This window comes from Sutterella massiliensis (genome assembly GCF_016899755.1).
Taxonomy (GTDB): domain Bacteria; phylum Pseudomonadota; class Gammaproteobacteria; order Burkholderiales; family Burkholderiaceae_F; genus Sutterella; species Sutterella massiliensis.
The window spans coordinates 1-607 of the sequence record NZ_JACJJC010000216.1 but is presented as its reverse complement, the minus strand read 5'-3'; the positions used below and the strand labels follow the sequence as shown (position 1 = coordinate 607).

Here is a 607-nt window from a genome sequence, read left to right as displayed (position 1 = left end):
GTGTTGATCGACTGCCCGCCGCACCTCGGCATCAAGCTCTCGGCAAGTCTCACGGCTGCAACGCACGTTTTGTGTCCCATTCGACTCTGCGGCTTCTCGCTTGACGGCTTATCGGGTCTTCTCGACACCATCTTTGACGTGCAAAAGCAGCTCAATCCGAAGCTCTGCATTATCGGCGCGATCATCAACGCCTTCGACAGATCGGTCAGTCATCAGAAGACGCTCGAAAATCTGCAAGCTAAGATCCCGGGGCTGGTCCTCAAAAACATCATCCGCAACCGCTCGCCATTCGACAAAGCCAACACAGAAAGCGTTCCGGTCGGAGAGATACCGGGCGGGAAACGTGCTGAAGCCGAACTGCAGCAAGCCTTTGATGAAATCTACAAAAAAGCAGAAATCCGCCTCACTGAAGCTGCAGGCGTTTAAAAAATGCGATCAAGCGAAAAAACACAAATCAGCGGAAGAACAGCAGATGCCTGCCACCCTTGAAATGCTTGAGAAGATTCGTCAGCGTGCGGATCTAATTTCCACAGCCAACAAAGCCGCTCAAAACGGCGGCGCCGTGCTGTCCATTCCTCTCGATAAACTGGTCCTCAAGGAACAAGTC

Annotated in this window: 1 protein-coding gene; it reads left to right on the top strand. The window is 52.7% G+C overall.

The genetic code is table 11. The features are described 5' to 3' along the window. Window positions 1-426, top strand: a 426-nt coding sequence (locus tag H6A60_RS12235) for a ParA family protein (RefSeq protein WP_205105020.1), incomplete at its 5' end; no start/stop codon positions are given. Window positions 427-607: the final 181 nt, after the last annotated feature.